Here is a 25,487-nt window from a genome sequence, read left to right on the forward strand (position 1 = left end):
CGCCGTTGGTTAGGCTATTTTTTTAATTAGGCAAAGTTTTCGCAAATAATACACCCCGCCTACTTTAATAACATCGTCGGTATAAGCCTCCACCAATGCACCTGAATCTTCCAACTCACCATCAAACCACACCTCAACTGGTGTATGAAAAAGCATGCAATGATACAAATCGACATCTGTGAAATAATTTTCTATCCGGCTCATCATAAACAACTGCCTCTCAGGTATAGTTCATCTGGTATTGTTTTTATCGACAACTGGAGATGGATTCTAAAGAGAGATCATATAGAAAAGACTGGAAACCCTTGGGCCTCCAGTCTTTTCTATATGATCAATCATTCATCGTTTCTTTATAAAGAGCGACGTATTGCTGAGCTGATTTTTTCCAACTAAAGTCGCCTTTTTTCATATTTTGCTGAATCCGAAGCCAAGCTTCCCGATCATTCTTATAGAAAAATAAAGCACGGCGTAATGTATGCAACATGTCATGAGCATTATAATGGCTGAACGTAAATCCAGTTCCATCACCAACAAATTCATTGTAAGGCTGAACGGTATCTTTAAGTCCTCCAGTTTCTCTGACGATAGGCACCGAACGATAGCGAAGTGCGATCAATTGACCGATTCCGCAAGGCTCGAACTGGGAAGGCATCAGAAACAAATCTGAAGCCGCGTAAATTTGATGAGCCAATGCTTCATTAAAGGTCAGTTGAGCGGATACTTTATCAGGATGTGTCCGGGCTGCCTCACGAAACATTTGCTCATAGCTAGCCTCTCCAGTCCCTAGAACAACAAGTTGGATATCCAGAGACAAGATTTCTGAAAGTACATGTTGGATCAGATCCAGTCCCTTCTGCTGTACCAACCGGGTAACCAATGCAATCATCGGCACATGGCCATCTATAGGTAAACCAAAACGTTCTTGCAACGCCAGCTTGTTCTCCTGCTTCTTAGGCAGTGAATCCCGATAATTCACAACTAAATACGGATCCGTCAGTGGATCGAACACTTCATAGTCAATACCGTTAACAATTCCCGTTAACTGGTGGCTGCGATGACGCAACAGGCTGTCCAAGTATTCTCCATAATAAGGCGTTTGGATCTCCTCGGCATAGGTTTGACTTACCGTGGTAATGCGATCTGCATAGAGCAGCCCACCTTTAAGAAAACTAGCGCCCCCATGCAGCTCGAGCGCAAGACCTGTGAAATGATCTTCGCTCAATCCGAGCAAATCTTTCAATACCGTTTGACTGAAAACACCCTGATACTTCAGGTTGTGGATGGTTGCAATTGTTCTAATCTGATGAAAAAATGGCAGATGACTGTAATGCGCCTTTAACAAAACAGGAATCATACCTGTTTGCCAATCGTGACAGTGTATCACATCAGGCTGAAAATCAAGAATGGGCAGCGCCTCGATTACCCCCCTGCAGAAGAAAGCAAAGCGCTCCGCTTCGTCTCCAAAACCGTAAAGACCCGTCCGTTTAAAGTAATATTCATTATCTACGAAGTAGAATGTTACGCCATCGTGCTGCAGCACTTCGATCCCAATGTACTGTCTCCTCCAGCCTACATACACATCAAATACAGCCACAGAAGTCATCGCTTCTTGATATACCGCTGGAATGTCACCATACTTAGGCAGAATCACTCGCACATCAAGTCCTTGACGGATGAGTTCCTTTGGCAGCGAGCCAATGACGTCGGCAAGGCCTCCTGTTTTGGCAAATGGTACGGCTTCAGATGCAGCAAACAAGATCCTCATCATCCCACTCCCTCTCCCCTTATTTCGAAAATCATCATTGAGAACGAAGCTTGTCGAATGACGCCTCGTCTTCAAATCTTGAACTAAAAAAGGGGAACTTCGGTACTGACTTAGATTACCTAAGCTCGGTTCCTCGTTCTCCATTTGCCGGTCAACCTCCTAGATTGTGAGGCTGATTTTTTAAATTACCTTCGTCTTCGCAGCGATGAAAGGTGCTTTGTTGTCGCCTGTGAGCACGCGACCGCGGCTTATGAAGACATCTTTGTCAAGGATGGCATTTTCAATGATAACATTTTCCTCGATCTCGCAATTTTGCAAAATGATGCTGTTCTTTACATAAGCACCCTTACGAATTTTCACACCGCGGAACAGGATGCTATTCTCAACTTTCCCCTCGATCGTGCACCCGTTGGCAATCAGAGCGTTTTTGGCAGCTGCGCTGTCCAAATATTTAGCTGGCGGCTCATCCTTGACTTTCGTATAAACCAGATTTTTCTGGAAGAATAGCTCTCTCCAAATCACTGGATTTAGAAGCTGCATGCTGTGCTTGTAATAGCCTTGAATGGAATTTACAACACCCACATGCCCCTCGAAATGATAGCCATAAACGCTAAGCTTATCAATATTTTTCATAATACCGTCACGGACCAAATGATCATAGCCTTGAGCCAAGCAGGATTCAACCATGTCGAGCAAGAGCGCTTTGCTCATGATGTACATTTCCATCGAAATATTATTTGTGCGAAGGCGTCCTGTATGATCTTCCATGACCGTCACTTGACCGCTATCCTTTACCGCGAGACGACGGAATTTACCGTGAATCTCCTCATCCGTCTGCTTATAAATGATTGTAATGTCCGCTTGCGTATCCTCATGATAACGCACCGCATCCTTCAAATCGATGTTGCAAACCATATGGCTGCGCGAAATAATGACGAATTCTTCCTTACCCCGGTAGAAATAATCCCTGTGACTGTAGAATTGGTACAAGTCTCCGCGGGATATGCCTGTGGGCTCATCCGTAACAGAAGGAAGTACGAATAATCCGCCTCGCTTCCTGTCCAAATCCCACTCTTTTCCCGAACCCAAATGGTCCATCAGAGAACGATACTTATGCTGAGTGAATACAGCGACATTATCGATTCCAGAGTTCACCATGCTAGAAAGTGTAAAATCAATTAGGCGATAACGCCCCCCGTAAGGTACAGAAGCAGGACAGCGAAAATAAGTCAGTTCCTCCAAATCATCCGGTTCATTCACTAAATTGATGACACCCATCACATGCTTCATTTGAACTCATCCCTTCTGATTTGTATTCCCTCAACTCGTTCATTGCCGCCAATCAATACAATTTCACCTTTTCCATCGATGTTTGCGCCATCTTCTACGATCGTATTTTCGCCAATAATCGCTTTATGAATAGTTACATGACTGCCGATTTTTGCGTTTGGCATAATTACAGAGTCACGAATTACAGTACCCTCTCCCACCTGCACGCCATAAAATAAGACAGAATGATCAACATCGCCAAAAATCGCACAACCCTCGTTCACAAGTGAGCGCCGCACATTTGCCATTGGGGCAATATATTGAGCAGGTTGGTAAGGATTCGGGGAATACACGCGCCAATTTTTATCGTTCAAATTCAGCTCATTTTTATCGTCAAGCAAATCCATATTCGCTTCCCAAAGACTACCGATAGTCCCAACATCCTTCCAGTAACCTTCGAATGGATAGGCAAACATGCGGGCTTCATCCTTCAGCATTAACGGAATAATGTCTTTGCCAAAATCCTTGCTGGAATGCGGATTCTCCTCATCCTTTATTAAATAAGATTTCAACACGCTCCAATTGAAAATATAAATCCCCATTGAAGCTAGATTACTGTTTGCTTCTTTTGGTTTTTCAGCAAATTCCGTAATCTCCTGCTGGTCATTTACACTCATAATTCCGAAACGATTCGTTTCTTCCCATTTGACTTCAATTACAGCAATCGTAGCATCTGCTTTTTTCTGTTTATGGTAATCCAGCATCAAATCATAATTCATTTTATAGATGTGGTCACCTGAGATAACCAATACATATTCAGGGTCATGCTGTTCAATAAATCCAATATTTTGATAAATCGCATTCGCTGTGCCTTTGTACCAGTCACCGCCTTTTTGCTCCATGAAGGGTGGCAATACCGTTACGCCGCCATACTTGCGGTCCAAATCCCATGAACTCCCAATTCCGATATAAGAGTTCAGAACAAGAGGCTGATACTGCGTCAGTACGCCTACGGTATCTATGCCAGAATTCGTACAATTACTAAGAGTAAAATCAATAATTCGGTATTTACCGCCGAAATGAACAGCGGGTTTGGCCAAATTTTTCGTCAATACGCCTAATCTTCGTCCTTCTCCTCCTGCGAGGAGCATGGCAACACATTCTTTGCTGCGCATAGCTGATTTCCCCCTTCAAGTTCCTCAATCTCGGTTTGGCATACGTCAATGCACTTGATATAGATAGCCGCAAGCGGCGGGATACATAGAGCTAGACTATAGGGGAAATCGTGCCAGGATCGTAATTCACTAGAACGAGGCTCAGAATTGCCTTGACCCGAACCGCCGTAAGCTGGTGAATCGCTGTTAAATACTTCTTGATATACGCCATGTTTTGGAACGCCAATCCGGTAATCGGGATGAACGACAGGTGTAAAATTACAAATGAGAATCAGATCATCCTCAGCCTTTTTACCTTTTCGCATAAAAGTAACTACGCTTTGGCTTTCATCGTGAGGATTGATCCATTGGAATCCTTGAGCATGATGATCAAGCTCCCATAAAGCAGGCTCACTCAAATAAAATTGATTGAGCGCCTTCACATAGCTTTGCATCTCTCGATGCTTGTCGAATTGTTCGAGTAAAAACCAATCGACTTCCTCCAAATCTTTCCACTCATCGAATTGTCCGAATTCACTGCCCATAAATAACAGCTTTTTACCAGGATGGCCCATCATATAGCCATATAAAACGCGAAGATTAGCGAATTTTTGCCAATAATCGCCTGGCATTTTATGCAGGAGCGAACGTTTACCATGGACAACCTCATCATGGGAAAACGGTAAAATATAATTTTCCGAAAATGTATACATAAATGAAAAAGTAATCAGCTTGTGATGATACTTTCTGGCGATCGGATCTAATTTCATATACCTCAGCATATCGTTCATCCAGCCCATATTCCATTTGTAGTTGAACCCAAGCCCGCCATCATGAACAGGTGCCGTTACTAACGGCCAGTCAGTGGAATCCTCTGCCATCATGAGCGCATCCGGAAAGTATGAAAATACAACTTGATTCAGCTTACGCAAAAAAGCTACAGCCTCCGGGTTATCATTCCCGCCGAACTGATTATGAATAGGCGTCTCATTCCATCTGCCGAAATTCAAATGGAGCATGCTCGCTACGGCATCCACCCGTATCCCATCCATATGATACATGTCCATCCAAAAGACCGCATTGGAGATCAAAAAACTTTGAACTTCTGGTCTTCCAAAATCAAATGTGAGCGTACCCCATTCCAGCTTCTCTGCTTTACGTGGATCTTCATATTCGTATAGCGGACTACCGTCAAATTGTCGTAAACCATGATCGTCTTTGCAAAAATGGCCTGGCACCCAGTCCATGATAACGCCAATTCCGCGCTGATGGCAGCGGTCGACGAAATGCATGAAATCCTTCGGCGAACCGTGGCGACTTGTAACCGAGTAATACCCCGTCGCCTGATACCCCCACGAGCGGTCAAAAGGATGCTCTGCGAGCGGCATTAACTCAATATGTGTATACCCCATGTCTGCCGCGTAATCTACGAGTTCGAGTGCTAATTGCTCATACGTATATAATTCTTCACTTTGAAGGTCTTTTTTACGCCATGTGCCTAAATGCACCTCATAAATAGAGAGCGGTTTATCATAAAGGGGACTGTTCTGTTTGTGTTGCTGCCACGATTGATCCTGCCAATCATAACCAGCCAAGTCAACAATACGGGAAGCCGTACCAGGACGAAGCTCAGAGTAAAAAGCATATGGATCTGCTTTCAACAGTACTTGTCCACTTTGACTATGAATTTCGAATTTGTAATAATCGCCTTCGCGGGCTTCTGGCACGAATAATATCCATACCCCTAGTGAGCTCAGTCGTTCCATTCGATGAGTCCCTGAGATCCATCCGTTGAAATCTCCAAGTAGATGAACCTGTCTGGCATGTGGCGCCCAAACCGCAAAGCGAACGCCTTCTTGCCCCAACGTCTTGCTGACATGTGCGCCCAAAAGTCGATAACTGTGGTAAAGTGACCCTTCATGAAGTAAAAATAAATCTTCTGCGCTGAGAATACCTTGCGTCCTCACACAATCACCTCCTGATTCATCTAGTAGCGGTAACTCCGTGCTCGCAACCTATCTAAACGCCTAGATGACTGGATGAAAGCTGACTTCCAGCTCCTTCTATAGAGTACAAATACTACAAGCGAGTAAAGAAATCCTTCAATTTTCTCCTAAGAAAAAAAGGGAATTATTTGAGAGATGGTGAATTGTTAAGATAGAACATGTTGAAAGGTGGAATATTAGCAATGAAGGACAAAATGAAAGGACTTATTGTCGGCTTGACGATCGGTTCCTTATTGAGTGGCACAGCAGCGTTTGCTGCAAGCAGTCAAATTGATGTAGCTTTCCGAAACCTCAAGTATATGTTTGACGGTGTTGAAAAAGCACCCGCAGAAGGAAAAGGGTTTATTTACGAGGGCTCCACCTATGTACCCCTTAAATTTGTAAGTGAAGCACTTGGGAAAGCTGTGGAGTGGGATGAAACAAATGAAACGATTTGGATCGGCAGCAACCCGTCTCATATCGTAGCGACTTACAAAGGTGGTAAGGTGACCAAAGGCGAGTTCGAAACGTATTTGGCACTGCAAACTTTCTTTTACCCAGACTATGCATCCTCTCAAAATGATCCTGAATTTCAACAATACATAGTCAAAGAGCTGATTCAGAACCGGATTTTATCCAGCAAGGCTTCAGAGACCGATCTGGCAGCCGCTAAGGATAGCGCATCGAAGCAAATTGCAGCTTGGAAAACGAAAATTACTGAATCGGCTGCAGTCGATCAATTGAAACAGATCAAGCTAACCGAGGCTGACTTGTACAACTCCATTGTAGAAAGCCTAAGTGTGCAAAGTTATATCAACTCAAGTATCTCAGATGAGCAGTTAAAAGCCAAATATGACGAAATCCTTAAAGCAAACGAAGGTGCCTACACCATCGCTTCGCTCCGTCATATCCTGATTGGCCTGAATGACAGCGCCACTCAAAAAGTGCTTCGAACAAAAGAAGAAGCACTTGCTCGCGCCAAAGAAGTGCAGCAGAAGCTGAAAAACGGCGAAGACTTCACCAGTCTAGCTAAAACCTACTCAGACGATCCAGGTTCCAAAGACAATGGCGGTCTTTATTCAGATGTAGAAGTGAGCCAGTGGGTTGCTGGATTTAAGAAAGCTGCAATCAGTCTGACTCTGAATACAATCAGTGACCCTGTAGAAACAGAATTCGGCTATCACGTAATGAAAGTGGAATCACGCAGTGTGAAAACTTTTGATTCTGTAAAAGCTCAAATCAAAAACGAGCTGTCACAAGAACATTCGCAAGCTTTTATGGAAAAAGAACTGCCAGCCTTGATTGAAAAGATCGATTTAGGACAATAAATGGTGTACAATGGGTGTTTGACCAAGTATACAAGTTGAAGGATGGATTACAGCATGTTTTATGCAAAAGATTGGACCGATTATGAGCTTCTGGATACCGGCGGCGGCGAAAAGCTAGAACGTTGGGGCACTTACGTGCTAAGAAGACCGGATCCTCAAATTATATGGCCGCTTGAAAAAGAAACACCGGCTTGGAAGTCAGCCGATGCCCACTATCACCGCAGTTCCAGCGGAGGCGGACAATGGGAGCAGCACTCGGAACTGCCAGAACGTTGGACGATTACTTATGACCAGAAACTGACGTTTTATATTAAGCCGACAGGCTTCAAACATACCGGCTTGTTCCCAGAACAGGCTGTCAACTGGAAATGGATGATCGAGAAAATTCAACAAGCAGGCCGTCCGATTAAGGTTCTCAACCTTTTTGCCTATACTGGCGGAGCTTCGCTGGCTTGCGCTTACGCAGGTGCGGAGGTTTGTCACGTGGATGCCTCCAAAGGCGTAGTCAATTGGGCGAAGGAGAATCTTCAGCTGTCTGGTATGGGCAGCCGTCCTGTACGTTTTATTACAGACGACGTCTTCAAATTCGTACAGAGAGAACAGCGCCGCGGAAGTAAATACGACGCAATCATTATGGACCCTCCTTCCTATGGAAGAGGGCCTAACGGGGAAACTTGGAAGCTAGAGGATGACCTTCACCCGTTCATCCAAACTTGTATGTCCATCTTGACGGACGATCCGCTATTTCTGTTGATTAATTCTTACACAACAGGTATTTCATCCACTGTCCTTCATAACATCCTCTCCATGGCGATGAAGAACAAGCATGGTGGTACGATTTCCAGCGGTGAAATCGGTCTGCCTATCACCCATTCCGGCTTGATGCTGCCTTGCGGCATTCTGGGACGCTGGGAGGCGTAAAGGGTGGCAGGATCAAGAGATATCTCGGAAGCTTCACAGATTCCGATTCTGTTTGAAGACAACCACATTCTTGTGGTTGAGAAGCCCGTCAACATGCCGACGCAAGAGGACGACTCGCGCGATCCAGATCTGCTTAGCTTGTTGAAGGCTGATCTTAAGCACCGTCACAGCAAACCAGGCAATGTTTACCTCGGGCTTGTTCACCGCCTAGATCGTCCCGTTGGAGGCGTTATGGTATTCGCCAAAACGTCAAAAGCCGCGTCCCGACTATCGGACGCGGTAAGGACGAGAGCCTTCGACAAGACGTATGTCGCTGTCGTACACGGTAAGCCCCCACAGCCGTCTGCAACACTGCGGCACTGGCTGCGGAAAGACACGCGGACGAATACCGTCAGCGTGGTCAGAGAAGGCCAGCCGGAAGCCAAGGAAGCTGTGCTCGACTATTGGCTGCTCGGCAGCCAAGATGGGCTCAGCTTACTCCGGGTGAAGCTGCACACCGGTAGGCCGCACCAAATCCGGGTACAGCTGGCAGCCATCGGCTGTACGCTCTACGGCGACCAACGCTACGGGAGTACCGTCAACAAGCCCGGCCAGCAGCTTGCGCTCTGGTCAACGGAACTTGCCTTCGAGCATCCTACGCTGAAAGAGACCTTAAGCTTCCGGTCGTTACCGCCTCAGCAGTACCCTTGGCGCGAATTTACACATACCTGGTAAGTTAATTAGCAACTTTCCCCAATAAATAAATAAGCAGTTTCTGATTATGGGCGGAAACGCGATTGAGATACGAATTCAGCAGCTTTTCGCGGATTCCTGTCCCTCTCTCGCATTCCGCCTTTCCTGTATCCGTCACGTTGACCCACACGATACGACGGTCCTTCTCATCTCGTTCCCGAGCTATCAATTGATTCTTCTCCATGCGATCCAATAGCGTTGTTACAGCCGCTGGTGTGGTCGATAAAAATTCAATCAAATCAGAGGGCTTCATTCGCTCATTTGCACTAAGCAGCTCTAGTACATGAAGTTGGCCCTCCGTGAGGGTTGGCGCCAGACCGGCTTCCATCTGAGCTTTCAATTCTTTGGATAGTTTAAGCCATAGCTTACCGAATTCATTGGAATACACGCTTTTATCATCTCGCTTCCAAATTACTCCTAACTCAAGTATAGCATGACCTATCTATGGTTTAAAGGTTAATGGCATTAATATTTTCTGACAACTACTGCATCGTTTGTAGGACATGCTGTCGATAAGTTACGACAAAACAACCATCTTGTCCTAATATGATGGTTCATCTTGATAGTCATGCTTGCGAGAGAGCATTAACACATGGGCCACTCCTTACATATACTGTGGAATAAGTAGGCTTAAGGCTTTGATGCGCATTTGAACTTACACAACAGTTAAGTAACTAGCTACAAAGGAGTGATTCAATGTGGACGCTTGGAAAATGGAGCTTGGCAAAAAAGCGCTGGAATCAGGGTTGTTAAAAGACCCACAGTGGCTGGATCGGTTAGACGAACCAATGCCCCTATGGGTCCTATTAGAAATGGCTTTTCAACTCATTGAGAAGCTGGATCCACCTTCAATCAGTTACGATTAAGGAAATCGCAAGATTTCAACAATGGCCTCCGTTTTGGTAACCGGTATGATTTGTTTCCCTTGCGCTTTACGATCTTCCAACGGCGCAGTCTCCGTTGAGAAACGAAGCTTCTCTCCAGTGTTCATGATCGCTGTTATTGTATAATCCATTTTCACGATAAAGGTTCGAATTAGCATAGAGCCATTCGGCCTTACGCGCTTGCCTTCTTTGAATTCAAAGGTGAGAATACCCTTGCCTCCGCGACCTTGGATTGGATAATCCACAACAAGGGAACGTTTGGCATAACCAATATCCGAGATGACGAGTACTTCTCCTTCATCCCCATAAATCCATTCCGCTGAGACGACCTCATCGTCTTCCTTAAGCTGAATGCCGCGAACTCCTGCGGCCGCTCGGCCCATTGGGTTCACTTCCTCTTCGCGGAAACGAATACTCATCCCCTGTTTCGTGACAAGCAATATTTCTTTCGAATTGTCGCTTAAGTGAACTTGCAATACTTCATCTTGCTCACCAAGCTTACATGCGACGATTCCGTTTGAACGGTTCGTCATATATTCCTTAAGCTCCGTTCGTTTGACTTGTCCTTTGCGCGTCACGAAAACGAGTGATTTGGTAGGATCTTCGAAGCCTTTCACCGGAATGACACTAACAATTCGATCTTCTTTTGAGATCGGAATAATGTTGACAATCGCCGTTCCGTTTTCCTTCCATTTAAACTCAGGCGCTTGGTGGACAGGCAGTAAGTAGTACTGACCTTTTTTCGTAAAGATCAGTAAACTCTCTATCGTATTCACATCCAGAAGGAATCGTACATAGTCGCCTTCCTTCACCCCTGTGCTTTCCAACTCGCCGCCTGATCTCGTGAAAGAGAGCTTGCTGGTCCTTTTAATATATCCTTCGTTGGATAGCGTTACCAAAACGTCCTCTGGTGTCACTAAGACCTCCAGATTCACTTTCAACTCTTCTACCTCGCCTTGAATATCAGAACGTCGTTCAATGCCATACTTTTTACGAATATCGCCGATTTCATCCTTGATAACGCCAAGCAGCTTTTTTAAACTGCCAAGGATGCCGCGTAAGTAGGCAATTGTCTTCTCAACCTCACGCAATTCTTTCTCCAGCGAAGTAATTTCTAAATTAGTTAAACGATATAATTGCAAGACCAGAATCGCATCCGCTTGACGCTCTGAGAATCCAAACTTCGCAACGAGGTTGTCCTGCGCGTCTTGTCGGTTCTTAGACGCCTTGATCGCAGCAATAACCTCATCTAAGATGTTCAGTGCTTTGACGAGCCCTTCCAGCACGTGAGCGCGATCCTCAGCCTTCTCCAGTTCGTACTGGGAACGGAACGTAACAACTTCTTTCTGATGTTCAATGTATGCTTCTAGAATATCCTTGAAACCAAGCTGACGCGGCGCTTTATTCACGATTGCGACCATATTGAAATTATACGTCACTTGAAGGTCTGTCTTTTTGAGCAGATAGGCAAGAATGCCTTGCGCGTCCGCCTCTTTTTTCAGCTCGACGACAATTCGCAGGCCGTTCCGACCGCTTTCATCACGAACCTCGGCAATACCCTCTACTTTTTTCTCAAGTCGGATATTTTCCATCGCTGTCACTAAACGTGCTTTTACCACTTGATAGGGAATTTCGGTAATGACGATCTGCTGTCTACCGCCGCGCATATCCTCAATTGCCGTTCTTGAACGTATATGAATACGTCCTTTCCCTGTCCGATATGCGTCGCGAATTCCCTCCTCGCCCATGATGATACCACCCGTTGGGAAGTCGGGACCTTTGACGATTGACATCAGCTCGTCCATTGTAATCTCTGGCTTGTCAATCATTGCGATACAAGCATCGATGACCTCACGTAAATTGTGCGGAGGAATTTCTGTAGCGAATCCCGCCGAAATCCCGCTTACTCCATTAACAAGTAAGTTTGGATAACGGGCTGGAAGCACAACTGGCTCCTTCGTCGTATTATCGAAGTTGTCTTTGAAAATAACCGTTCGCTTCTCGATATCTCGAAGCAATTCCATCGCAATTTCCGACAAACGGGCTTCAGTATAACGCATCGCTGCAGGCGGATCATCGTCTAACGATCCCCAGTTTCCATGGCCATCCACAAGTGTATGCGCCATTTTCCAAGGCTGCGCCATCCGTACCATACCTTCGTAAATTGGCGCATCGCCGTGCGGATGATAATTACCCATCACGTCACCAACGGTTTTCGCTGATTTACGATACAATTTATCAGGTGTATTGCCAGCATCATACATCGCGTACAGGATACGCCGTTGTACAGGCTTAAGACCGTCTCTAACGTCAGGAATCGCACGATCCTGAATAATATATTTGGAATACCGGCCGAAGCGATCGCCTACGACCTCCTCCAGAAAGGCAGGCAAAAACTGTTCTAACATACTCAATCTCTAGTCACCACTCTTTTTGGTCTACTCGTCTTAATCGGTAAAATCGACATTATCCATGATCCATCGTTTCCGGGGATCTACTTTATCGCCCATTAACGTCGTAACTCGACGCTCGGCTTTAGCAGCATCTTCAATCTGAACTTGAAGCAAAATGCGCGTTTCTGGGTTCATTGTCGTTTCCCATAGCTGATCCGGATTCATTTCTCCAAGTCCTTTATAACGCTGCAGTTCTGAATTTTTCCCAAATTCTTTTACAACCTTCTGCAGTTGTTCGTCGGTCCACGCGTAGCGATGGCCCCCATTCTTGCCTTTTTTCGTCACCTTATATAGCGGAGGCTGCGCAATATACACTTTACCTGAATCAATTAATGGCTTCATGTAGCGATAAAAGAAAGTCAGCAGCAGCACTTGAATATGTGCGCCATCTGTATCAGCGTCGGTCATAATAATAATTTTGCCGTAATTGGTCTCTTCTGAATCAAATTCCGAGCCAACGCCTGCTCCGATTGCAGCAATAACAGCTTTGTACTCATCGTTTTTCATAATGTCGAGCAGCTTTGCCTTTTCGGGATTCATCGGCTTCCCTTTGAGGGGGAGAATCGCTTGGTGTTTCGAGTCACGGCCTTGCTTGGCCGAACCGCCCGCAGAATCGCCTTCTACGATGAACAATTCGTTTCGCTGTAAATCTTTGGATTGCGCTGGCGTCAGCTTACCATTCAAGTTAGAGCTTTCGCTTTTACCTTTTTTGCCGTTACGAATTTCTTCACGCGCCTTCCGCGCGGCTTCACGCGCCTTTGAAGCTTGCACAGCCTTCTTCAGCATCATTTGTCCGATTTGCGGATTTTCTTCCAAGAATACCGCCATTTTATCAGAAACGATGGCATCTACAACACTTCGGGCGACGGCACTTCCAAGTTGATCCTTCGTCTGTCCCACGAACTCAACATCGCCCATCTTGATATTAATAACCGCCATCATACCTTCACGAAGGTCGGTGCCGTCCAAATTTTTGTCTTTTTCCTTGAGAAGCGCCGCTTTACGGGCGTACTCATTCATAACGCGGGTATACGCGGTTTTAAAACCAGTTTCGTGCGTACCACCCCCACGCGTGGGAATCGAATTCACAAACGAAGCAAGTGTTTCCGTGTAGCCGTCATTATACTGAATGGCCACTTCCACTTCAATCTCATCTTTTTCTGAGGCAAAATGGATCACGGGATGAAGGACGGTTTTTTCTTCATTCAGGAACTCTACGAATTGGCTGGCACCGCCCTCATATTGGAACGAATCCTGCTTTTCCGTTCGATCGTCCTTTAAATTCACTTGTAAACCAGAGTTCAAGAAAGCAATTTCTTGCAGCCGCTCTGCCAATGTATCATAGTTAATCGTCGTGCCGCCCTGAAAAACCCGTTTATCTGGCTTGAACGTTACTTTCGTTCCTGTGCGGTTCGTATTGCCTATAACTTCAAGACCCGTTGAAGGTTCCCCAACATGTTCGACTCCTAATTCATCCACCCAATATTCAAAGCGCTGCTTGTGCGTTTTGCCATCTCGGTAAATCTCCACTTCCAACCATTCCGACAATGCATTCGTAACGGAAGCGCCTACACCATGGAGTCCGCCTGACTTCTTGTAACCGGAGCCACCAAACTTTCCTCCAGCATGAAGTATCGTAAATACAACTTGTGGTGTTGGAACTCCGGTTTTGTGCATCCCGGTAGGAATCCCCCTACCGTTATCTTGCACGGTAATGGATTGGTCTTTATGTATCGTCACGTTGATCTTCGAACAATGCTTGGCCAAGTGCTCATCGACCGCATTATCCACGATCTCCCAGATCAGATGATGCAAGCCAGAGCTGCTTGTGCTGCCGATATACATCCCTGGTCTCTTTCTTACAGCGACTAGGCCCTCGAGTACTTGAATATCATCGGCATTATAATCCGACGCCGTGGCGTTTCCATTTGCAATTTGTTCTAGCTGCTCGGTCATCGAAGCCCTCCCTTTTAAACGATACGGCACATTTAATTTAATACGTCTTTGCGTGTAAATACAAAAAATGAAATAATTAACGAAGCAATCGCCCATAGAGCTAACACGCTAAGTGAAAACGTTAGGTCCATTCCTTTAATCGGCGGCAGCCCTCCAGTTAAATATTTGGTCAGGTCTAAATTAACCATGAACAAGTATTTTGCCGTTTCCCAGGAAGATACCATGTTGGAAAGAATCGTTCCAGAGATTAATACGGCAAGCATGACGCCCATTCCTGCCGCAGTTGAGCGTATCAGAACTGAAAGCATAAGCGACATCAAGGCAACTACAAGGGCGGAGAACCAAACCAAGCCGAACTCCATCAATAAAAAGAACCATTGGTCCACAGCCCGAACAAGACTGAAATCAACTTCTGAACCTGTTAATTGAATCCCGATAAAAACCGGCATCGTCCATCCGTTATAGCCAAAGACAACACCCGAAATTAAGTAACAAAGGACGCCTGTGGACAGAACCGTCAGTGAAGTAAAGAACACCACTGTAATTAATTTACTCATAAGGATTTTCCATCGCCTGACCGGTCTTGTCAACAATAATTTAATAGTCCCCGTAGAATGCTCCGATGATACGATATCAGCGGAAATCACCATGATGATGAGCGGGATGAATAATCCAACCGCATTTTTAACAAATTCACGCGTAAATGTGACTGCGTTCGGCGTGCTCGGATCAACATTTTTGTCCAAATAATAATTAGCAATCTGTATCTGTACCTTAAGCTGCTGCTTCCATTCCTCTGGCGTTCGCGCCGAGCTGAGACGTTTCTCCGCGTCTGCGATTTTCTGTCGCTGATCCGCTTTCCAATCCGTTGTACCGAATTGCTTTTGCGTATTTTGAGCAACCCGCATTTGTGCATAAGTAAACATGGGAATTAAAGCGAGCAGAATAAGAAGAATGACGTAGAAGCGTTTCTTCTTTATCATCTTGATACATTCATTTTCCACAAGCGAATATAAACTACTCAATTCTTTCACCTTCTGTCAGGCTCAAGAACAAATCTTCGAGCGTTGGGTTTTTGATTTCTACAGCATAGAGGCTAATTCCTGCTTCCATAAGTTCCCGACTTACTTGCGGTACATCTTCTTTGTTCATAACGGTTACGATTTGCTTCACAAGCGGATCATTCCCCGCGGCGCCTTCTTGGATTATGTCCTCAATAAAAGTTACCACTGACGAAGCGCCAAGCAGCTTTTCGGCCTTATCGACTGGCGACACAGACCAAACTACTTTACCGCCTTGGGCGACTAGCTCATCGACTGCGCCGACTTTAATAACTGCCCCGTGGCTAATAATCGCCACACGATCACACATTTGCTGAATTTCGCTTAACAGATGGCTAGAGACGAATAAACTAAGGCCACCCTCAGCTAAACGATAAATAAATTCGCGCATTTCTTTAATACCTTGCGGGTCGAGACCATTCGTAGGCTCGTCCAAAATTAATAAGCTTGGTCGGCCAAGCAGCGCCTGCGCAATGCCTAATCGTTGACGCATGCCTAGAGAATACGTGCGTACGCGATCATGGATGCGTTGATCCATGGAGACGATCTCAACAACCTCGGCAATCCGCTTCTCATCCACATCAGGCAGCATTCTTGCGAAATGCTCAAGATTCTCCCAGCCCGTCAAATAAGAGTATAGCTCCGGATTCTCTACAATGCAGCCTACATGGCGCAATGCTTGGTCATGCTCTTTGTGAACATCGTACCCACAGATATGAATAGACCCTTCTGTCGGTCGTATCAAATCAACAAGCATGCGAATAGTCGTCGTTTTACCCGATCCGTTGGGTCCAAGAAAGCCGAATATTTCCCCCGCATAGACTTCAAACGAGATGCCCTTAATAATTTCCTTGTTCTTAATTCGCTTTTTGACATTTTTTACGGATAACACGGTAGTTGGTCGTGCAGCTGTTTCCGTCATGTTTCTCCCCCTCCTACTTCAAAATTTGCACAATACGATCAGCTATTCGTTCATAGCCATCACCGTTCGGATGAAAATGATCGGCTGAGGACAAATATTTGATCAGATTTTGTTCAAACAGATCATAAGTAGGGACAATAATCATATTCGGATAGCGATTCGTTATTGCGAACACGCTATTATTCCAGTGCTGTACAATCAGTGAGCCTTCACGTTTAGGATCAAGATCCAGAAAAGGATGATAAAGTCCCACATACAACACAATTGCATTCGGATTTGCTTTGTTGATGGTTTGTAAAATTTGATCCATCCGGGCTAAAGCCGGTTCTATACGTTTGAGCGCCCCCTCGGGATTAAACTCTTGTTGATTATCTCCTGTAAAGATTCCCTCGCCGCCTGCAAAGATATCATTGCCTCCTATTGTCAGAAGCACAATATCCGCTTGAGCTAGCGCATCCTGCGTCTTTTTCAAAGCTAAATCGTTAAGCAATTGGTCGCTCTTATATCCAGGAATGGCCAAATTGTTCAAAACGAATACCGGTTTACCACTTTGCTTTTCCAATTTATCACGTACTCGACCCACGTAACCTTTACCCGTGTTATCGCCAGTCCCCGCCGTTAAAGAGTCACCGAGTGCCACAATCTGCAGCTTGCTTTTTGTCTCAATAATCGTTTCATTCTTCGGAGCTGTTGTAGATATTGCAAGGTCTCCAGAGGCTTTGGGAAACCATATTTGATTCGCTGCGTAGGCAAAACCAACCGCAAAAACGAATGTGGATATCGATGCCGTAAGGCCAATAGCTCCCCATATGAAGCGAGATGATCTCAATTGAGTTCCCTCCTGCGTATAAATGGCATAATTCACTATAAGAGTATAGCTTCTTGGTTGAATTTGCAAACAACAGTTGCTTTATTAATTCTATTATACAGAACGTATGTTTGTTTTCAATACCCTTGGGGCTTTGCCAAATATCTTTTCGACCTTATCTTTACTACATGTTTATAAGCAAAAAGCTGGTTGACCGCTCTAGCAGTCAACCAGCTTCCATTCATCAACCTAACCAACGTCCTGCAAAAATCTGTATTGCGCTTGAATCAAACCAAAATATATCTTCTGTTCTTTCATCAATTCTTCGTGGTTTCCGCTTTCCATCATACGTCCATGATCCAATACAATAATCTTATCTGCACTCCGAATCGTAGAGAGCCTGTGAGCAACGATAAAGGAAGTACGCCCTGCTAGTAGTGTTTTAAGCGCTTCCTGTATTTTCAGCTCTGTCTCGGTGTCGATGCTCGCTGTCGCCTCATCCAGGATCAGCACGCGTGGATTCGCTAGGAGCGCTCTAGCAAAAGAAATCAGTTGACGCTGCCCCATGGATAACACGCTGCCTCGCTCTTGAACTTCCGTATCATAACCACTTGGCAAACTAACGATAAAATCATGCGCATGAACAGCTTTTGCTGCAAGCTCCACTTCCTCATTCGTCGCGTTTAAACGCCCGAAACGGATATTATCTCGTATCGTTCCAGAGAAAATGAACGTGTCCTGGAGTACTATACCTATTTGTGAACGAAGACTCTGAATCGTCACTGTACAGATATCCTGACCATCTATGAGCACTCGCCCTTCCACTGGATCATAAAAACGGCATAATAAATTCATTATCGTGCTTTTTCCCGAGCCCGTGTGTCCAACTAAAGCAATGGATTGACCTGCCTGCACCTCCAAATTAATCCCTTTCAGCGCGGGTCTGCCGGGTTCGTATTCGAACACCAAATTCTCGAATCTCACACTGCCTACGATATTGGGAAGGTCCTGTGCATGTGGTAACTCCGCTACAGTTGGTTTTTCATCGATATATTCGAAAATTCGCTCTGCAGAAGCCATAGCAACAAGAAGTTGAGAATACATCTGCCCCAGTCGCGTAATTGGCTCCCAAAAGTAGCCTATGTACGTGGCGAAGGCAACCAGCAATCCCACTGTAATTTCCTCTGTTTGAATAAGGTGAGCCCCGTACCAGAATAAAATACAATAGCCTATCGCACCTGTAATTTCAATGATCGGCCCAAAGCTTTGATTAAGCATCGAAGCACGGTTCCAAGACAGCCGATTGACCATATTCATGTTGTGAAAGTAACCGATATTTTCTTTTTCTTGCGTATACGCTTGGGTTACCCGAATCCCTTGAATACTTTCATTCAAGTGTGAGTTCAATCGCGATTGTTTAGTTGTCACGTCCTGCCAAGCGCGACGAATCTTCATTCGCAGCCTCGTCGAAATGACGAACATCAATGGAACGGTAACAATAATCGCCGCGCCAAGCTTAAAGTTAAAGCTTAATAAAATTATAATGATTCCGCACAGTTGAACACAATCTATCAATAAATTTACAATGCCGTTCGTAAATAAATCTTGCAACGAGTTCACGTAATTCGTGACGCGCACCAGCACTGACCCTGCAGGACGAGTATCAAAGAACCGGAATGACATCTTCTGAATATGACTGAATAAATGTTGCCGAAGATCATAAATCACACGTTGACCGATCATATTTGTATACTTTATGCGGAATGTGTTTGCCAGCCACTGAATGATATAAACACCAAGCATCATGCCAACAATTAGCAGCAGCATATTCCGATTTTTCGGAGTTATCGCATCATCGATTGCTACACGGATAAGGAGAGGAATGGTTAGCTTGGTAATCGCTCCAACCAGCATCATGATAATAATAATCGGCAGCATTTGTTTCTTGTAGGGCTTCATGTAACTAAATAAACGTCTTAGCTGCTTCCAATCAAACGGCTTATCAATCAACTCATCGTCTTGATAAACGAACCGCTGCCCTGCTTGAGATTCCTGTTGCTTCCCAGTTGTATCTGTCTGCTTTGCGTTCGAGCTCAATGTGCAAACCTTCTTTCTAGAGAAGATGCAGGATTATTTAAAGCTGTATTTGCCTCTGCAGCGTGATCCGAAGCTGATGCGGCCGGAGGCTGGTCTGCATACTGGATTCGGTACGTTTGCCGATAAAGACCTTCCTCTTGAAGAAGAGCCTGGTGGGTTCCCCTTTGGACAATACGCCCCTGGTCCAACACAATAATTTCATTGGCGTGCTTGAGAGATGAGATGCGGTGCGCGATGATTAACGTTGTGCGACCTTGCATCACCTCGCCAAAACCCGCTTGAATCTCATGTTCTGTCTCCATATCCACTGCGCTTGTCGCATCATCCAAAATGAGAATTCTCGGATCTTTGAGAAGCGCTCTAGCAATCGCGATCCGTTGTTTCTGCCCGCCAGATAAGCCTAGACCGCGTTCCCCAACGACCGTTTCGTATCCATCGGGCAGTTCCATAATGAAATCATGTGCTTTAGCGAGCTTAGCTGCGCGTATGATGTCATCCATCGTGACTTCCTTACGACCATATGCAATGTTTCCACGAATCGTTGATGAAAATAAGAATGTCTCTTGAAATACGGTAGCGATTTGGCTACGTAGACTCTCGGCACTGAGTGAGCGAATGTCTTTACCATCCAGCGTTATCTTACCTTCCTTCACATTATAAGCCCTCATGAGCAAGGAAATAACGGTCGATTTCCCCGACCCTGTACTACCCAGAAACCCAATCACAGATCCCGCTGGAGCATCTACAGAAAAGTTGTACAGCGCTGGTTGCTTTTCAGGATAGGCGAATGTGACCTGTTCAAACGTAATGTGTCCCTTCACTTCGCTGCTTTCCAGCTTAATGGCATCAGGCTCATCTTTAACATGCATATATTGATGTAAAATCTCCAAAATCTTTTCTCCGGAAGCTTTCGTTTGCGTAAAGTTATTAATCTGAAATCCAAGGCCCCACATGGGACCGATGATATACCAAATTAAGCTAAAGCAAGCGACCAATTCACCAAGTGTAATTGTATTTTCAATAACCATGTAGCCGCCAACACCGAGTAAAATCACGACGCTGAGATTCGCCAGAATCTCCATAATCGGGAAATATTTAGCCCAAATGTTCGCTGTATCCATATTCATTGATTTATAATCCTCATTATGAGCTGAAAATTTTGTGATTTCGTGCGGCTCACGAGCAAAAGACTTTACCGTTCTTACGCCTGTAATGTTTTCCTGAACGGCCGTTGTCATTGAACTGAGCGATTGACGAGCTAAACGGAAAGCAGGGTGAATTTTCCCTTCGAAGCGAATTGCTGTGAAAGCTAGAAATGGCATGGTTAGCATGGTCAAGATTGCTAATTTCCAGTTAATCAAAAACAGCATTCCCATCCCGAAAACCAGCATTAACGCAACGTTCAACAATTGGGCAAAACCAAAACCGATGAAGGTACGAATTGCTTCTAAATCTGCCGTCAAGCGCGACATCAAATCCCCTGTCCGAGCTTGATCATAATATTGAAAAGATAAATACTGAAGCTTTTTGTAGAGCGCATTTCGCATATGAAATGCAACTCTGTTACCTAATCTGCCTCCAGTTAAACCATGAAGAAATTGAAGAATCCCCTTCAAAGTAACTACGCTGACAACAAGGAGAGAGAGCTTAGGAACAAGCCCATATTCCTTCTTACTAATCACGTTGTCAATCAAATACCTGAGTAAATTCGGATACACAAGGCCTAATGCGGTTGCTAATGTCAAGCAAAAAATTGAAGTAAATAACAATTTCCGTTCTGGCCAATAAAATTGCTTCAACTGCCTGAACACATCCACCGTAGCGCACTCTCCTCAAGAAGGGAAAATTGGAAAAGCTAAGAAAGCGTTTTAAAACCTTTATGAATCTTAACACCATCCCTATATCGGAGCAATGAGAGTAAAAGAGGATTTAAACGCTTAAATGACCATATCTAAACAAAAACTAGTAAGAATCCACCCTATTCTTGGAAATCATCCCGATAACCACCAATGTAAGCGATTACATAACAAGACAAACAAAAGGAGGGATAAGTTGTAATCAACTTTACCCACCCTTTTGTTTGTCTACGCTAAGAACGCCTTTAATTGATGCTGCTTGGAGATTAATTCGTTCAAATCGATCTTCATTTCGAGCGCATCTAACATACCCCTTGTATGTTCTTTCAGTTGAATCTCCATGTCATTCTTCAAGCTTAACAGCCGTTTTTCTAGCTGTTCCGCGTAAGCTAGTTCAAGCTCTATCGTTTGTCGCTCAATAACGAGGGCAACCGGCATATTCATACGAGTTTCCAACTCTGATCTTAATTTGCTCTTCCCGTCTCCCTCAAAGAACTGTTTCGCATTCTTGAAGTAGCTTTGAAGCAATTTCATGGAAACATCCGTTACTTCCAACTTCGGTGTAACTTCAGGTGTTTGAAATGAATGGGGCTCATACGTGCTGCTTTCAAACCCATCTAACTGTTCCACTAGCTGCTCTTCCCAACGTTTTACACGATTTCCACTGAAAAGATTCATTTTATTTTCCACTCTGAGTGTAGTAGCTAATACTTCTTGGGACAGGTCAAAAGCAATCATTCGCAGCAGCTCTCCCCAAGCAGACTGGAGCGCTTGCTTCGGATCACGAGCTTCTTCCCGGAAAGTCGATGGATTGAAGGCATAATTGTACAGCTCCCCGAAACGGAACATTGTCCGCTGCTTGACGTAATATAGGAGCTCTTGAATTTCTTTCTTCATTTCTTTTAATTCTGGCGCATAATCAGTCTCCTCCAGTAGTTTCAGCCCCGCTTGCTCCGCTTCCAGAAGCTGTGCAATTTGCTGTTTCCGCTGTTCTTCTCCTGTTTGCGCATGCTCCAGCCATTGCTGCATCGTGTGTATAGCACGTTTGAGCTCCAGATTCGCCGCATGAATCGCAACATCGCTAAGCTCGTTGAATGTGAACTGAATAAAGTCTTGTTCAAACGGTCGAATACCTGATTGTGCAACTAATGATTCGCTATTTGTGATTTTCCCTTCAGCTGCCAAATAACTAGAAATAGGATAAATGCGCGGATTGCGGATACCATGCTGAATCAGATTCGTCTCTACATGCTTAACAACACCCTGTAGCTCTTCTTGGCTCGAAGCCAAGTCAGCGGCATTCACAATAAAAAACATTTTATCCATCTCAAAGCTATCTTTCACCCGCCCAAGCTGTAACAGAAATTCACGATCTGCTTGCGAGAAAGCGTGATTGTAATAAGTAACGAAAAGAATCGCATCCGCATTCTTAATATAATTGAAGGCTACGCCCGTATGACGCGCATTAATTGAATCTGCCCCTGGCGTATCTACAAAAATGATGCCTTGTTCAGTCAAGGGATTAGAATAATACAATTCAATAAATTCAACAAAGCAAGATTTGGATTCATCCGCCACATAGCTTGGGAATTCATCCTTCGTAATTTTCAATTCAGAACCTAACTTATTCTCAGCTAACGTCCAGCCTTTCTCAACGGCCTTTAAAAACGAATAATGAGGCTTTCCTTTCGCCGTTACATCGGTTGGGGATAACGAACTGATACGCTTTAATGCAGACGCCATATCTGTGGCCTGCATGCCAAGCAGTTCCAGCGAGTACAGCACATCCTGCAGGATAGCATCAGCTGCTTTCATCTTAACCTTAGCCGTTCCATGCGGCCATCCTTCTTGAGGCGGCATAATCTTGTTGATTGCCGCTGTCGTCGGATTCGGCGATACCGGCAAAACCCGTTCCCCAATAAGTGCATTGGCAAACGAAGATTTGCCGGCACTGAAAGCGCCGAACAGTGCGATCGTGAACGTCCGCTCGCGCAGCCGCTCGGCCTTGCCCTGCATCGAGCGCGCGATTGATTTCATCGATGGAAGTCCATCGATGAGACTCGCCGCCTCTTGCAGCGCGGCGGCTTTGCGCTCCATGCGCCTTCCGTGTTCACCCGAGGAGAACACGGAAGGCGCCGTAGCTGCCTCTATATGGGCAGCAGGGCTGTTAGCTGCCGCAGTCGCAGTCGCGGCAGCCTGCAAAATCGTATCCATGGAGGTTACGTGCAGGCCCCCGCTCAGCGGGGCTGCTGCCGTCTCCTCCATGATCGTAGCCTGCTGCAAATCTGGCAGCGCTGGCGGAAGAGGCTTCCGCCAGCTGGCCATTTGCAACAGTTCGGCCAGCCCAGCAGCTTCAGCAGCTTCAAGCCGCTGAAGCGCTTGATAGGCGCTGAGACTTTCGCTCAGCGCGCTTAGCTCCTGCGCAAGCACATCCATCGCTTGCGCGGAATGCTTGCGGACGGCAGATGCGAGCTCGTCTATTAACGCAAACGCCTGTTTGCGGTACTGCAGTTTAATGTCAGCAGCTACCTGCTTCATATAGTTAAGCGTGTACTCTCCACCGAAAACTGCCCCAGCGTGAACTTGGGCTGCCAACCAATCTGGGGTCACTTCAACCTTAAGTGCTTCGATCTTGGCTATTAGCGCTTGATCGTACTGTCCTTGCTGCTGTGATGCCTTCTTTAAAGAATCCCTTAAATGCCAATCAAGTTGAGCTTCTACTTGCTCAGCAAGGTCTTCTTGAAACGTCTTCAAACGTTTCTCCGCTTCTAGAGCTGTTTGCACAGCACGCGAGAAGAAACCCACCTTAAACCCAGGCTTGCGGCTCTCCAAATACAGGTGAGCTTGATCTCGGGTCAAAGCTGGCGTAATATTGGCGTTCTCAATAACCACACCAACCTCTTTGCGAAATGCTGCCGTTAATACCTCCGGCAGCTCCCTTAACTGTTTAAGCTCCAACTGCTTGGCATCTGCTTGCTCCTGAGCCGCCTGCACATCGCCCTCTTGGTTGATTTGCTCCATAAGATCATTTTTTTGCGGCTCATTTTGCTCAGCTAACCATCTTCCGTGCTCAACTGCTAGAAAGCGAGCTGATGCGTCAATACTAAAGCTGCGAAGTGATTCCCCTCGTTCGATCAAACTTGTCAAGAGCCAACGCAACTTAGCGTACTCATTGTGAGGATGGCCTGGTTCCTTCATGGTAACATACAGTAAACCGTCTGGTTCAATTCCCCAGTTAAGGAAAGCTTGTTTCGTTCCCTCTTGATATTGCTTAAATGGAAGCTCCTGCTCCTTATGCTTATCAATCATATTGATAACCAGATAAAGCGGCTTTCCCCACTCTTTCATCTTCTTCGTAAACGCAAGATTGACCTCTGATTGGACATGGTTATAATCCATTACATAAAAAACAACATCTGCCAAGTGAAGAGCAGACTCTGTAGATTGATGATGGGCATCATCTGTCGAATCAATACCTGGCGTATCCAGCAACGCTGTGTGTTCGCCGAGAAATGAGATCGGATAGGTAATCTCGATGGATTCAATATCCGTGCCATTCACACAATATGCCTCTAGCTCCTCTAAAGGGATTGTCTCCTTATTGGTGTTCACTTCTTCACTGACCAGTCCTTGTTTCATACGGTGCGTAACATGTGCACCTGGCTCTCCATTGCGAATACTAACGATATTAGCGCTTGTCGGAATGGGGCTAGAAGGCAGCAGTGCATGGCCGCAAAGCTGATTAATCAGGGTGGATTTACCCGCAGAAAAGTGGCCGCAAAATGCGATATTCATCCGTGCCGAGCTTATTTTATCGAGCAATTGCCCCAGTTTACTCGCGTTATCTTGATCCCCTATTTGACGCAACCTCACCTGCATCTGCGTCATCGCAGGCGGCATAGCCTCTATACTTGCCTCTGTCATTTGATTCATCGTCAATCTCCCCTAGGTAAACTAAGCAATTCAACACCTATATGTCGTAACAGAAAAAAATCTCCACAAGGGAGATTTAGGACATAATCACATTTTCATTTTCTGGCAAGAAAATTTCAAATACATCGCGATGCTGCAAAATCGTAATATCCGAATCTTTTACTTTCATAACAACCACTTCTGGTTTCGTTTTCATTTTGTCTATGTAGTTCTGAGGAACCTCACCGGATTCACTAATCGTTACACCTTCAATGACGGTTTCTTCATTATCTTTCAATGGTGTGTTAATTACTTGCTCATAAATGTCGGAGAACAATTCAAAACTATTGGTATATACGGCGATGCACTTCATTTCTATCCCAT

19 protein-coding genes are annotated in these 25,487 nt (G+C 45.2%); 4 read left to right on the forward strand and 15 right to left on the reverse strand.

Translation table 11 applies throughout. The features are described from left to right. Positions 1-9: 9 nt before the first annotated feature. The 5 genes from GK047_RS08175 to glgB form a co-directional block, all read right to left on the reverse strand. A complete protein-coding gene (locus GK047_RS08175; RefSeq protein WP_163944023.1) occupies positions 10-207 on the reverse strand; it encodes a hypothetical protein in 198 nt (65 codons plus the stop codon). Positions 208-331: 124 nt separating this feature from the next. Then, complete coding sequence (gene glgA, locus GK047_RS08180) at positions 332-1,765, reverse strand: glycogen synthase GlgA (protein ID WP_163945228.1); 1,434 nt, start codon at positions 1,763-1,765, stop codon at positions 332-334. A 180-nt stretch (positions 1,766-1,945) separates the two neighbouring features. Then, complete coding sequence (glgD, locus tag GK047_RS08185; RefSeq protein ID WP_163944026.1) at positions 1,946-3,055, reverse strand: glucose-1-phosphate adenylyltransferase subunit GlgD; 1,110 nt, start codon at positions 3,053-3,055, stop codon at positions 1,946-1,948. Next, positions 3,052-4,209 carry a glucose-1-phosphate adenylyltransferase gene (locus GK047_RS08190; protein ID WP_163944029.1) on the reverse strand — a complete coding sequence of 386 codons (1,158 nt, stop codon included), beginning with the start codon at positions 4,207-4,209 and terminating at the stop codon, positions 3,052-3,054. The genes glgD and GK047_RS08190 overlap by 4 nt, the downstream gene beginning before the upstream one ends. Then, positions 4,152-6,155, reverse strand: a complete 2,004-nt coding sequence (gene glgB, locus GK047_RS08195) for a 1,4-alpha-glucan branching protein GlgB (protein WP_346010305.1) — start codon at positions 6,153-6,155, stop codon at positions 4,152-4,154. Before glgB ends, GK047_RS08190 begins: the two co-directional genes overlap by 58 nt. A 221-nt stretch (positions 6,156-6,376) precedes the next feature. On the opposite strand from glgB, the gene GK047_RS08200 reads away from it, so the two are divergent. Genes GK047_RS08200 through GK047_RS08210 form a run of 3 tightly spaced genes read left to right on the forward strand, consistent with a single transcriptional unit; the run spans position 6,377 to position 9,136 of the window. After that, positions 6,377-7,501, forward strand: a complete 1,125-nt coding sequence (locus GK047_RS08200) for a peptidylprolyl isomerase (RefSeq protein WP_163944032.1) — start codon at positions 6,377-6,379, stop codon at positions 7,499-7,501. A gap of 54 nt (positions 7,502-7,555) precedes the next feature. Further along, complete coding sequence (locus GK047_RS08205) at positions 7,556-8,422, forward strand: class I SAM-dependent methyltransferase (protein ID WP_163944035.1); 867 nt, start codon at positions 7,556-7,558, stop codon at positions 8,420-8,422. A gap of 3 nt (positions 8,423-8,425) precedes the next feature. After that, entirely contained in the window at positions 8,426-9,136 is a 711-nt protein-coding gene (locus GK047_RS08210) for a pseudouridine synthase (protein ID WP_163944037.1), read from the forward strand. Position 9,137: 1 nt separating this feature from the next. On the opposite strand, the gene GK047_RS08215 is transcribed toward GK047_RS08210, so the two are convergent. Continuing rightward, positions 9,138-9,542, reverse strand: a complete 405-nt coding sequence (locus tag GK047_RS08215) for a MarR family transcriptional regulator (RefSeq protein ID WP_163944040.1) — start codon at positions 9,540-9,542, stop codon at positions 9,138-9,140. A gap of 310 nt (positions 9,543-9,852) precedes the next feature. On the opposite strand from GK047_RS08215, the gene GK047_RS08220 reads away from it, so the two are divergent. Next, complete coding sequence (locus GK047_RS08220) at positions 9,853-10,020, forward strand: hypothetical protein (protein WP_163943842.1); 168 nt, start codon at positions 9,853-9,855, stop codon at positions 10,018-10,020. Here the strand turns inward: GK047_RS08220 and gyrA are convergent. The 9 genes from gyrA to GK047_RS08265 form a co-directional block, all read right to left on the reverse strand. Continuing rightward, the gene (gene gyrA / locus GK047_RS08225; protein WP_163944043.1) at positions 10,017-12,452 is read right to left on the reverse strand and encodes a DNA gyrase subunit A; all 2,436 of its coding nucleotides are present in this window, start codon (positions 12,450-12,452) and stop codon (positions 10,017-10,019) included. The genes GK047_RS08220 and gyrA overlap by 4 nt on opposite strands. A 33-nt stretch (positions 12,453-12,485) precedes the next feature. Beyond that, a complete protein-coding gene (gene parE / locus GK047_RS08230) occupies positions 12,486-14,447 on the reverse strand; it encodes a DNA topoisomerase IV subunit B (protein ID WP_163944046.1) in 1,962 nt (653 codons plus the stop codon). A gap of 32 nt (positions 14,448-14,479) precedes the next feature. Further along, positions 14,480-15,472: an ABC transporter permease gene (locus tag GK047_RS08235; protein WP_163944049.1), complete on the reverse strand. Its 993-nt coding sequence runs from the start codon at positions 15,470-15,472 to the stop codon at positions 14,480-14,482. Beyond that, on the reverse strand, positions 15,465-16,430 hold the full coding sequence (locus GK047_RS08240; protein WP_163944052.1) for an ABC transporter ATP-binding protein: 966 nt from the start codon (positions 16,428-16,430) through the stop codon (positions 15,465-15,467). Before GK047_RS08240 ends, GK047_RS08235 begins: the two co-directional genes overlap by 8 nt. Before the next feature lie 13 nt (positions 16,431-16,443). Beyond that, complete coding sequence (locus GK047_RS08245) at positions 16,444-17,259, reverse strand: GDSL-type esterase/lipase family protein (RefSeq protein ID WP_163944054.1); 816 nt, start codon at positions 17,257-17,259, stop codon at positions 16,444-16,446. A gap of 228 nt (positions 17,260-17,487) precedes the next feature. Beyond that, positions 17,488-19,335, reverse strand: coding sequence for an ABC transporter ATP-binding protein (locus GK047_RS08250; RefSeq protein WP_163944057.1), 1,848 nt, complete (start codon positions 19,333-19,335; stop codon positions 17,488-17,490). Next, positions 19,332-21,152 (reverse strand): ABC transporter transmembrane domain-containing protein, encoded by a 1,821-nt coding sequence (locus GK047_RS08255; RefSeq protein ID WP_163944060.1) that lies wholly within the window; start codon positions 21,150-21,152, stop codon positions 19,332-19,334. The genes GK047_RS08250 and GK047_RS08255 overlap by 4 nt, the downstream gene beginning before the upstream one ends. Positions 21,153-21,419: 267 nt before the next feature. Then, complete coding sequence (locus GK047_RS08260; protein ID WP_163944063.1) at positions 21,420-25,124, reverse strand: dynamin family protein; 3,705 nt, start codon at positions 25,122-25,124, stop codon at positions 21,420-21,422. Positions 25,125-25,200: 76 nt separating this feature from the next. Further along, positions 25,201-25,476 carry an NAD/NADP transhydrogenase alpha subunit gene (locus GK047_RS08265; protein ID WP_163944066.1) on the reverse strand — a complete coding sequence of 92 codons (276 nt, stop codon included), beginning with the start codon at positions 25,474-25,476 and terminating at the stop codon, positions 25,201-25,203. Between the last annotated feature and the right edge of the window lie 11 nt (positions 25,477-25,487).

The sequence above is a fragment of the Paenibacillus sp. SYP-B3998 genome (assembly GCF_010820665.1).
Classification (GTDB): domain Bacteria; phylum Bacillota; class Bacilli; order Paenibacillales; family NBRC-103111; genus Paenibacillus_E.

Bases quoted from the DNA above. Each gene is read 5' to 3' on its own strand.
- GK047_RS08175 (WP_163944023.1), bottom strand. From the start codon at position 207: ATGATGAGCCGGATAGAAAATTATTTCACAGATGTCGATTTGTATCAT.
- glgA (WP_163945228.1), bottom strand. From the start codon at position 1,765: ATGAGGATCTTGTTTGCTGCATCTGAAGCCGTACCATTTGCCAAAACA.
- glgD (WP_163944026.1), bottom strand. From the start codon at position 3,055: ATGAAGCATGTGATGGGTGTCATCAATTTAGTGAATGAACCGGATGAT.
- GK047_RS08190 (WP_163944029.1), bottom strand. From the start codon at position 4,209: ATGCGCAGCAAAGAATGTGTTGCCATGCTCCTCGCAGGAGGAGAAGGA.
- GK047_RS08200 (WP_163944032.1), top strand. From the start codon at position 6,377: ATGAAGGACAAAATGAAAGGACTTATTGTCGGCTTGACGATCGGTTCC.
- GK047_RS08205 (WP_163944035.1), top strand. From the start codon at position 7,556: ATGTTTTATGCAAAAGATTGGACCGATTATGAGCTTCTGGATACCGGC.
- parE (WP_163944046.1), bottom strand. From the start codon at position 14,447: ATGACCGAGCAGCTAGAACAAATTGCAAATGGAAACGCCACGGCGTCG.
- GK047_RS08240 (WP_163944052.1), bottom strand. From the start codon at position 16,430: ATGACGGAAACAGCTGCACGACCAACTACCGTGTTATCCGTAAAAAAT.
- GK047_RS08260 (WP_163944063.1), bottom strand. From the start codon at position 25,124: ATGAATCAAATGACAGAGGCAAGTATAGAGGCTATGCCGCCTGCGATG.
- GK047_RS08265 (WP_163944066.1), bottom strand. From the start codon at position 25,476: ATGAAGTGCATCGCCGTATATACCAATAGTTTTGAATTGTTCTCCGAC.